General features: G+C 65.8%; 3 protein-coding genes. 1 reads left to right on the forward strand and 2 read right to left on the reverse strand.

The window, feature by feature from the left end:
* Positions 1-256 (reverse strand): hypothetical protein (locus WA965_RS00395; protein ID WP_526293906.1); only part of this gene is annotated, 256 nt, incomplete at its 3' end.
* 436 nt (positions 257-692) lie between these two features.
* Here WA965_RS00395 and WA965_RS00400 point away from each other — a divergent pair.
* Positions 693-1061 (forward strand): Lsr2 dimerization domain-containing protein, encoded by a 369-nt coding sequence (locus tag WA965_RS00400; RefSeq protein ID WP_526293908.1) that lies wholly within the window; start codon positions 693-695, stop codon positions 1059-1061.
* Positions 1062-1218: 157 nt separating this feature from the next.
* Here WA965_RS00400 and WA965_RS00405 read toward each other — a convergent pair whose 3' ends face one another.
* Positions 1219-2625: a ParB/RepB/Spo0J family partition protein gene (locus WA965_RS00405; RefSeq protein WP_526446882.1), complete on the reverse strand. Its 1407-nt coding sequence runs from the start codon at positions 2623-2625 to the stop codon at positions 1219-1221.
* Between the last annotated feature and the right edge of the window lie 164 nt (positions 2626-2789).

Here is a 2789-nt window from a genome sequence, read left to right on the forward strand (position 1 = left end):
AGTGGGTGCACCAGAAGGACCCGACCGGGATGGCTGCTCCCGGCTGCCCGGCGCACCACCGGCAGGTGGTGTCGTGCTCGATCCGTCCGAGCACTCCCTCGGCCTCCTCGATGAGGATGGGCAGCTCTGCTGCGCTGGCGAGCGCGAGCGCTTCGGTGGCCCACCGGGCCGCGCGCGGATCTTCGGCGGGGAGCTGAGCGGCTTTGCCGATGAGCTCGGTGATGATCTGGTGATCGTTGAGCAGGTTGTTGTTCATGGCAGGGACACCTTCCTAAGGTTCGGATGAGACGTCCCCGATCGACATGACGAGGGTGGACTGTCAAACCGCGTCTTGGGAGCGTGCGACCGCGGTTTTACTGGCCTGGGTCCCCGGCATGTCAGACTCGGGCGACTCGTACGACCAAATAGGTGACCCATATGGGGCGGCCCCGAAGGGGACGTGCGGACGCGTCCCACGCGGCCGAATACTGCTGCACAGCAACGGCTGCGGTTGCTTCATAAGCTCACCTGCGACCTGGGATCAGTTTTTTCTGGTTGCCGATACGGCTGTCTTCGGAAGTCGAATACCAGTCGACAGCGGGATCGGTTTACCGTATCGATGAAGAATGCGGATATCGGCGCTGGTTATCCTGCATGGAGATGAATGCGCGGTTGCGCATTGTGAATGTGTGTCGATGAAAGGTTTTCCGGCTGTGGCCAAACGAGTGACAACCCAATTGGTGGACGATATCGACGGGACGATTATCGATGACGAGTCCGGCGAGGCGATCGAATTCGCGGTCGGCGGTGTCGAGTACGTGATCGACTTGAAGGCGAAGAATGCCACCGAGTTTCACAGGAAGCTCGGCTACTACATCGAGCATTCGACGCGGGTCGGTGGCCGCAGGCGTAAGCCCTCCCCCGCTGGCGCGGCGACGCCCGCGAAGACCGGGACCACGGCGACGCGTGATCCGGAGCAGACGCGCGCGATTCGGCAGTGGGCGTTCGATGAGGGATATGAGCTCAGCAGTCGCGGCCGGATTCCGGCCGGCATCGTAGAGGCGTTCGACGCCGCTCACTGACCTTTCGTGAGCCGCCTGCCCGTCGTGAGCAGTGCCGTGGGTGGGGCGTCGAGCGGGGGAGCTCGAGGGGCCGCCGCAGGCCCCCTCGACCCGGGCCGGGGACTCCGGGCGACCGGCGGCGGGCACCGTCGAGGTACCCGCCGCCCATCCCGAATTTCTACTCGTCGGTGGACGCGGTGAGCGCGTCGTACGCCTGCTCGGGGGTGAGCATTCCGGCTCCGACCTGCTCGACCACGGTCAGCACGTGCCCGTGCTGGTCGAGGAAGCCCAGGTAGTTGTCCTGGTTGGAGCGCCCGACCCGCTTCCACCAGTCCTTACCGCTACCGCTCATCCGCGCCTCGTACGCGGCGAGGATCTGCGCGAGCAGAAGCACCTGAGCGCGGGAGTCGCTGGCCTTGTCGATCACCGGTGCCACAGCGGCGCGGGCGGCGACCTCCTTCCAGTCCCCGTAGACGATGGTCGACGGCTCGGCCACGCTCACACCGAGCAGCTCCGCGAGGTGCTGCGAGGCTTTGTTCACCGTCAGCAGTCCCGGCTCGTCCACCAGTGTGTCGGTGATCCACTTCGCGGCACCCTTGGGCAGGGTCTTGCGGGTGAGGAACTTGCTCAGCCATTCCTTGCGGACGATCGTCGCGGCCACCGACGCCTTGTTCAGCTCCTTGGTGCGGCGCCGTTCCACACGCTCGGCTTCCTTCGCTGCGAGCAATTTCTTGGCCGCTTTCTGCTCCCGCGCCTTCCTCTCGGCTGCGGCCTGGTCGTCGGCCTCGTCGGGTTCGCTCGACGCGGCGGCCAGGATCGGCCCCAGTTTCACACCGGCGGCGTCCGGGTCGGCGGTGAAGTACTCCGGCACCCACACCTGGGCGAGGGTGACGTCCTTGTGGTGGTGGTAGCCCTCGGTGGCAACAGCTTTCGGGGCTCCTTCGGTGGCCCAGTCGATCGACTCGGACTCGATCACCTCGCCGGTGGCGGTGAGGGTGATCTGCTCGTTCGGGGTCAGCCACACCGCCCAGTGCTCGGCTGCGCCGTCGATGACGGCTTCGGTGATCGGGTCTGCGTCTGCGGTCACCAAGTCCTCAGCGGCGACGTAGGGGCTGTCGTAGAACGGCTCGTCTGCCAGGACCGTCAGACCCTTATCCGCATACGGCGTACCGGCTTCGGCGCGGGCCTTGCGCTCGGCGCGGTCCGCGATCAACTCCTGCGCGACGGAGCGGAACCGTGATCCGGCGTCGAGCAGTTCCTCGACCGCCTCGTCGTCTCCGTCTGCATCGAACACCGCGACCACTGCCGCCTGCTCGAGGTCGAGCTGCCCGGAATCGAGCGCCTGGCGAGCGGTCTGCGAGCGACCCGCTGTCCCTGCGGCTTTGGCGGTCTCCCGACTGTCGTACTGCATCGTCTTGGCGATCTTGGTAGCCGAGAGACCGAGCTCGAACATCTCGGTCACGGCCTTCGCGCGTTGACCGTCGGTGAGGTCGATACGGCGGTCGTTGGTGCTCACCTGCTGGGTGAGGCGTTCGATTTCGCGGTCCTTGGCCGTGCTCGCAGTCGGCCGGATGAGTACCGGCACGCTCTCGACCCCGGCTTCGAGCGCGGCGAGGGTGCGGACCTGGCCGTCGTTCTCTAGCTGGTCTGGAACTGTTGCAACCCGGTTAGCCTAGACGAGCGATCCGAACTCCTCCACAATTTCGCACCTCCGAAGGAAATGTTGGCTGGGGCCGTTCAAATGGCCTC

It is taken from the genome of Mycobacterium sp. (genome assembly GCF_049683935.1).
In the GTDB taxonomy this organism is placed as follows: Bacteria; Actinomycetota; Actinomycetes; order Mycobacteriales; family Mycobacteriaceae; genus Mycobacterium.